General features: G+C 35.3%; 5 protein-coding genes. All 5 read left to right on the top strand.

Annotated features, from left to right (window positions below):
• Positions 1 to 186: hypothetical protein (locus T541_RS21570; RefSeq protein ID WP_026651315.1), on the top strand; the 186-nt coding region annotated here is incomplete at its 5' end.
• A gap of 66 nt (positions 187 to 252) precedes the next feature.
• Complete coding sequence (locus T541_RS0103115) at positions 253 to 621, top strand: hypothetical protein (protein WP_026651314.1); 369 nt, start codon at positions 253 to 255, stop codon at positions 619 to 621.
• 23 nt (positions 622 to 644) lie between these two features.
• Positions 645 to 953 carry a hypothetical protein gene (locus T541_RS0103110; protein WP_026651313.1) on the top strand — a complete coding sequence of 103 codons (309 nt, stop codon included), beginning with the start codon at positions 645 to 647 and terminating at the stop codon, positions 951 to 953.
• A gap of 38 nt (positions 954 to 991) precedes the next feature.
• Entirely contained in the window at positions 992 to 6586 is a 5595-nt protein-coding gene (locus tag T541_RS0103105) for a DUF6531 domain-containing protein (protein ID WP_026651312.1), read from the top strand.
• Positions 6587 to 6703: 117 nt separating this feature from the next.
• The gene (locus T541_RS0103100) at positions 6704 to 7741 is read left to right on the top strand and encodes a hypothetical protein (protein ID WP_026651311.1); all 1038 of its coding nucleotides are present in this window, start codon (positions 6704 to 6706) and stop codon (positions 7739 to 7741) included.
• Positions 7742 to 7769 lie beyond the last annotated feature (28 nt).

The raw sequence follows: 7769 nt of genomic DNA, 5'->3' as shown, positions 1-7769 counted from the left end.
GATGACATCTCAGCTATCACATACGGTACAGCATCTGAGACACTTACATCTACATACTATCAGCTTGATAACGATCTTAAGACATACGTTACAGAGCTTGAGACTCTTTCAAAGAACGTAATGACATCATCAAACAACTTGGAATCAATCGACGAAGCAGCAACTTCAGGACTTTCTTACAACTAAGTCGATCCTCTCATGGCCGTGTCACAGCGGCCTTGAGATTTATTAAAAATGTTGGGAGGCAAAATAATGGGGACTACGTATGATGAGTTAAGAGAACTCGAAGAACAAAGAAGAACACTAAGGAATAAAATCTCTAAGGTATCTGGACTAATTAGTGATTTACAGACAGAACAAAAGAAAATTGTAGATGCACATAATACAATGTTTGCTAACGAAATTAAGCCAATTTGTTATGATGGCTACGATTTGTCTGTTGATGGAAAGTGGAAAGGAAATAATTATTATTTGGCTACATTACAGTTAGAGGGTATTGCAAGCGATTTAAAAGATTATAGTTCCGATGTTTCAGATGTTGTTGGACAAATTCAAACGGCAATCGACTTGATGCAAGAAGTGCTGGATGATTTGAATGATCAATTAGCTGCGTTGGGATAATTGCATAAAAGCGAGGATTAGTTATGGGAAATAATATAAAAATGAATACTGATACATATACAACATATGTGTCAGAAATGAAAAATCAAAGTAAGTTAATGCTTGCTTCAAGTCAACAACCGGTTGTACCTGATGAGATTGTTTTGAAAAATATAGTTATTCCAGATTATGCTACAGCTAACGAAGAGGCTATTGATACAATCAAAAGATTACAAGCAGTTCTAGCTACTACTGGAAAACTAATGGATAACATTAAAGAAAACTATGACAAGCAGGTTGATGAAAACTTGTCTAATCAGATGAATGATGCTAATGGAACATCAGGGGGCTGATTATTAGCATAAAATAATACTTACTAAGAGGTGCAAAAGTGGGCAGAGAAGGTAAAGAATATAATTATAAAAAAGAAAGTATGTATACTTCGATTCCGGGTGCTGGTTATCAGTACACAGGTGGAGATCAGGTATGGAATTTGGCTGCAATAAAGAATTATTTCTATCAATGTGTCTATAAACTTAAGCCATTCAATGAACATTCATCTGAAGTGGTTAAAGCTATGTATAAGTTTATAAATGATGATGAGCATTCAGGTGAAGAAGCAAATGCTTCTAAACAGTTTTTGAATGAGAATTTATCACTTATAGTTATTGATACTGTTTTGGCGATTCAGAAACTTGAAGGTATGATGGTTGAACCAGGATTCCAGGGGAGTATTCCAATTGTCAGAGCATTTTTAGACGAACTTAATGAGGATGAAACTGCGCTTATAACAAAGTCTGCCTTGGATAAAATTATAATTGATTTTTCCAGATATCTTAGGGATTTCAAAGAGCAGTCTGAGATAATCAAAGAAGGAAGAGCAGAAGCAGAAGAAACATTAAAAGCATGTGAGGAGTTCATTAATGCTCCTTGCTTAACTTATTTAAGGCCATATCTTGTTGATATTTCAATGTCTGCTTTTGTTAATACAACAGGAACCGTTGGAACAATACCTTTATTTAGAAAGAATTTTTTGGCTTTTTTGGAAGAACATAATGATGATTTTAGTAAGAGTGAATATAAGACTCTTATTGATAGAATATGTTCAAATTTAAAGCGCATTGAAGTTGGACTTGGCGACGGCAGTTTTGATCCTCAGAGTTATAATGAAAATTTAAAGAATATAGTTTATGACGCTGGAGAATATAATGCCGAATATGAAGACTACATAGACTCTTATCAAAGATATATTATGGGTTATTATTCAAAAACAGCAGCATATGTTTATGACCCTATCAATATTAATAACGGTAATTTTGTCAGCAGAAAGGTTGATATTACTGTAGGAAAAAAGCATCCTATTTCTGTTGAAAGAAATTACAATGCCCAAATAGGAAAAGTGGGTGTATTTGGCAAAGGATGGACGTTTAATTATGAGCAACATCTAATCAGAAAAGATGATTCCTTTACATTATTCTGTGGCGATGGAAAAGAATGCGTATTTAATAAGGCTAATTTAAATGGCGAAGAGGTTTTTCTTGAGATTCATGGCGAGGAAGGCGTTCTTCGTGTAATGGATGATGGTTATAGAATCACTTATGATGACAATAGTTTTATTGATTTTGATAATGACGGTTATCTTGTTTACTTTGGTGATAATTATGGCCGACATACATCTGTTGAATACTACCTATTTGAGAAAAATGCCGATGATAAGATAGTTAAGATTGCTTTACCTAGAAAGGTTATTACAAAGGAAGGTAGCTATCTTTCTTTTGAATACAATGATTTGGGACTTATTACAAAAGCAAAAGATCATACAGGAAGAACTGTCACATATGCCTATGAGGATGTTAATGATCAGTATAGGCTTACAACTATTGTAGGAACAAATGGCAAAGCGCAGAGATTTAGATATACAGACAATGGATTGATTAAAGAAGCGGTTAGATCTGATGGCGTAGTAGGTGTAACAAATGAGTACGACTCTCGTAATAGAATTGTAAAACAAATACTTGCTAATGGTGGTGAATTTAAATTTGATTATGATGATGAGAAACATACAGTTACTGTAACTGAGGCGAATGGCTGCAAGGTTGAATATCTTAAAGATGAAATTGGCCGTCATATTGGAACTAGATATTTAGATTTAGGACTTGAGGATAAGTTTACTTATAATTCAAAAGGCCAGAAAGTATCTCAAACAGATAAGAGAGGCTTTACTACCAGATATTCATACGATAATAGGGGACATCTAACTAGTGTTATCGGCCCAGAAGGACTTCATGAATCTTTTACATATTATGTTGATGGAAAGATTTCTTCAAAAAAAGATTCTGAAGGAAATGTTACTAAGTACAAATATGATCTTAAGGGGAATCTATACAGTGTAACTAATGCCAATGGTGAAAAAACTAGATTTTATTACGATGAAGAAGGTAAGGTTATATCAGTAAGAAATGCCAATAATGAAAGATCTCAGATTGCATATGATGAGAAAGGCAATATTTCTGAGGTAACAGATGAGTGTGGTATCACAACTCAGTATGAATATGATCTTCTTGGTAGAGTTATTGCAACTGAAGATAATGCTGGAAACAGGACTGAATACTGTTATGATGCGAATGATAACCTTATAAGAGTTGTTGATCCTGAAGGAAATACTACTAGCTATGAATACAATTCTTTAGGAAAAGTTGCTTCTGTTACTAATCCTGATGGAACAAGAAAGAGCTGGGAATACAATGAAATTGGCAAGCCTGCTTCATTTACAGATGAGGATAACAGAACTACTCGAGTTTACTACAATATTTCTACTCAGGAAGAAAGAATAGTTCTTCCTAACAATGGATGTATCCAGTATGAGTATGATATTGTTGGAAGGCGTACTGGTGTCATCGATGCAGTAGGCAGAAAGACAATCTATGAATTTGATAAAGCTGGAAATAAACTTGCGTCATACAAGATTGATATTCAAAATGGAAAATCTGATGAAAAGAAGTTGGTTTCAAGCTTTGCTTATGATGGTCGTGGAAGAATGATTTCTGAGACTGATGGTGATGGCCATACCACGAAATATGTTTATGATAAAAATAGTAATCTTATTGAAAAGATTGATGCAACTGGAGGGAAGTATTTATACAAATATGATGCGCTAAAAAGAGTTGTAGAGACAACCGATCCAATCGGAAGAAAGACATTTATGTCTTATAATGCTACAGGAAAGCTTGCGAGTACAACAGATTATTCTGGTGTTGTTACTGTAAATGAGTATGAGAACGGCAGAATTAAGAAGGTAGTTAGAAAAGCTGGCAATGTAGAGCAGTTGGTTCGCGAATATGAATATGATTCATGCGGAAGAGTTATTAAGTCCACTGAGGCTGATGGATTAAGCTTTAAATATGTTTATGATAAAGCTGGAAGAAAAATTGCTGTTATTGGAAGCGATGGAAAAGAAATTAGATATTCTTATGACCCTTGTGGAAGAGTAACTGAAGTATCAAAATCTGGCGCGATTACTAAATATACATATACAAGAACTGGAAAGCTCAACAGCGTAACAGATCCTCTTGGCGGTGTAACTAAGTATACTTATGATGAACTTGATAATATATGTAAAACAGAAAGATTTGGCAATTCATCTGACGATGAGAAGGACCGCGTAACAATATTTGAACATAACCTTGCTGGAGAACTTATTTCCATTACTGATGCTTTGGGTCAGAAAGATCTCTATACCTATGATGTATTTGGCAATCTTAAGACACATATTGATAGAGATGGTAATGAGATTGCATACTCTAGAGATTCAAATGGTAATATAACAGGAATTAATTACTCTGATGGAAAGAGTGTTAAGCTTAAGTATAATGCCCTTAATGTTATTGAGGAGATTAGGGATCACCTTGGCACTACTAAGATTGAGTATGATGCTGTTGGTAGAATGACTAAGGTTACAGACTTTGAGGGTAGAACTGTGGGATATGAGTATGCTCCTACAGATGCCAAGACTCAGATTATTTATCCTGATGGAAGCATCGCTAAGTACTCATACAATGCTTTTGGTAAGTTGTCGACTCTTTCTAATTATAGCGATAATAATAGCGGAGAAAGTACCATTAGCTATGAATATAATGATGCTGGAAGATTGATGTCCAAAGTCCTTCCTAATGGTATTACAACATCGTATGACTACTATCAGGGTGGTTTGTTAAAAGATCTTACTATTCGTGATGAAGATGGTGTTCTCGATAAGTATGAGTATCACTACGACGTGAGAAATATCATGGATAGTGTTAAGAGAGTAAGACGAGACCTTGATGAGATCTCTGGTATATATGATTATGAGCATGATCTTCTTGGTAGACTAACCAAAACAAGTTTTAATGGAAATGTTAAAGCTATGTATGAATATGATGCCTTTGGTAATCGTATTAAGATGTCAGAAGGAAATAGCTCTACAGAATACCATTATGACGCTTTGGATAGACTTATGGATTCTGTTGCTTTAGCTGCTGGCAAAGAAACAAGATCAAGATATGGATATGATAAGCGCGGTAACCAGACAGCTCTTTATGTAAATGATGTACTACAGAGTAGCTATGAATATGATGCAACTAATATGATGGTGCGCGCATATGATAAGGAGATGGGTGAAGTATCCTACTCGTACAATGGCCTTGGCTACAGAGTTAGAAGTGAGCGTCCAGAAGAAGTTACTAAGTATCTTTGTGATCTTTCTATGGAGTACCATAACCTGCTTGAAAGAGAAGTGAATGGCCAGAAGCAGAGCTTTGTATATGATCACCAGGTTGCACTAATGAAGAATGACGGTGATAACTTCTATTATCTTAACGATGAACTTGGTTCAAGCATGTATCTTACAGGTACAGATGGATCTACTGTAGGCACATATTCCTACGATGACTTTGGGAGACGTGTTGATCCGTTTACAGGTAATGTTGTTGATAAGAAGAATCGTTCATATGTAAAAGATGGAAATGTATTACAGCCATTTGCTTTCACTGGGTATACTGAGGATGATGCTACTGGGTTATTTTATGCGCAGGCGAGATATTATGATGGCGAAACAGGAAGATTTGCTGGAGAAGACCAGGTAAGAGGATATTTGGAAAGTACACAGAGTATCAATCATTATATTTACTGTTTAAATAATCCTCAGAATCTAGTTGATAGAAATGGTAAAGATCCGGATGATTTTCATACCTATGATCCTACAGGCCAATCACAATATGACTTAAGCGAAGCAGAAAAATATGGTCTCATTGAAGCTGTGGCTATACATACTTATCAAGATCGAAAAGCTGTAAAAGAGTCTGGGACAAATACAACTCCTGGATGTTTGGTTGATGCTGTTGATTATTCAGATACTGGCGAGGGGCAATATGTAGGAGCAATATATCTTCTCGCCAGAGATGGTGCATTTCATCAAGGACATGCTGCTGTTATTCTTGTGAAAGATAATGGTGAAGCTGACTGTTTCAGTATAGGTGGTGCACCTAACGTACAAGAATTTAGGATAGATGGTTATTTTGGAACAAATTGTGGAAGCGGTACACAGGCTCCTATGGATTATAGTGAATTCTTGTTAACTGGAAATCTTCCTCATGATACCATATCGTCACAATGGGTAAATGGAACTGGAGATGATTTGTATACTAACTTTGCTTACTTCCCAATAACTGATGAGGAAGGAAAAGCGATGTATCAAAGAGCAATAGATAGACGTGCCGACTATATGGATGAAGACGGTGAAGCTTATGATGTTTTGAATAATAACTGCGGACAAAATGCTCAAACTGTTCTTGGACCATTTGCTTTTGCTCCTGATGAAATTGATTATAATTTATTTATGTCAAAACCTAATGTACAATATCTAACAATCGTTGACATGATAAATAATGGGGAAAGAACTGGTTATTATGGAACAATAGATGATCTACGCAATGCATACTGTAATCTGTAAAGGCAATATGGTGATTCTTTGATTCAGAGTCATATTATTAGGTATGGCAGGTATTAAAAGCAGATAAGCTTCTTTTAGTATCTGTCATTACTGTTATTGTTGGAGGTTTTCTATTTGATGGAATATCTTGGACTTTTGTTTTGCGTTATTGTTTCTTCAGCGCCTTTGTTATGCATTCTTTTTGTTACTAAGGGTAAGAAGATATGGCTGTTTAACTTGATTACGATATTGGCAACAGCAGCACTAATTACTTATGATTTTTTTGTGTCTTACAATGCTGAGGACTTTCATACTGCTGCCTTTATATTACAGCTCTTTTTACCGATTCAGGTTGTGTCAGCAATACTGGCTTTAATTGTTGGTAATATTATTCTGCTTAATAAGAAAGGCTATTTTACAAAGAAACGCCTTAAGAATATTAGTATTATGCTTTTGGCACTGGCTGTTTTTATTGGGTTTGGCTCTTTTGTTAGAAGATTCATTACTGTTACTAATTACAAAGAGCTTCCTGATATCACGTATACAGCAGTTAACTTACAATATCATGATGATGGCTACGGAGTAATCTATTGCGGAGCTGAGAACTCATATAAGGAAGTTCAACTAGATGACACTCTTGTGAGTCTTTTGCAGAAGAATGAATATGCCAGTGAGTATGAAGAATGCTTTGCTGGTACTCCATATGAAGAATATCATGTGAGAAGAGCACTGGTGGATGAGAACTCTAAGAAGGTGTACATGATCACAGGATCAAAAGGCGGAGATTCTTATTACAAACTTTTCTGCTATGACAAGGACAGCAATTCTCTTAATCTAATAGTTGATGGTGACAGCTGGATTTATGATTTTGATTTATCTGATGATGGAAGCTATCTTGTCTACGAGATCAGTGATAAGCTTATTAAAATTGATCTTTCATCCAATGAATCAACAGTAATCAAAGACAATATCAAGCAGAAGGACAAGACTGCTGCCGATGAAAAGCTTGTGAGGATTTCCAAGGATGGAAAGTATATAATGTACTATTATGGCAGCGATGCTCCAGTTCCATTTCAGAAATACATATACGTTTATAATGTCGAAAAAGATATGATTCAAAAAGTGGCAATAAAACTGACGCAGGGCTTCTATAACGCAAACTGGTATGAAGAATAAAGGGCTTTTAATGAAACGATTCTTTTGT

Source organism: Butyrivibrio proteoclasticus P6B7, from assembly GCF_000622085.1.
In the GTDB taxonomy this organism is placed as follows: Bacteria; Bacillota; Clostridia; order Lachnospirales; family Lachnospiraceae; genus Butyrivibrio; species Butyrivibrio proteoclasticus_A.
Note: the sequence above shows the minus strand (reverse complement) of the source record. Positions and strands in the feature narration are given on the sequence as shown.

What these genes read in the sequence shown, in the direction of transcription:
- T541_RS0103115 (WP_026651314.1), top strand. Translation starts at nt 253, where the DNA reads ATGGGGACTACGTATGATGAGTTAAGAGAACTCGAAGAACAAAGAAGA.
- T541_RS0103110 (WP_026651313.1), top strand. Translation starts at nt 645, where the DNA reads ATGGGAAATAATATAAAAATGAATACTGATACATATACAACATATGTG.
- T541_RS0103100 (WP_026651311.1), top strand. Translation starts at nt 6,704, where the DNA reads ATGGAATATCTTGGACTTTTGTTTTGCGTTATTGTTTCTTCAGCGCCT.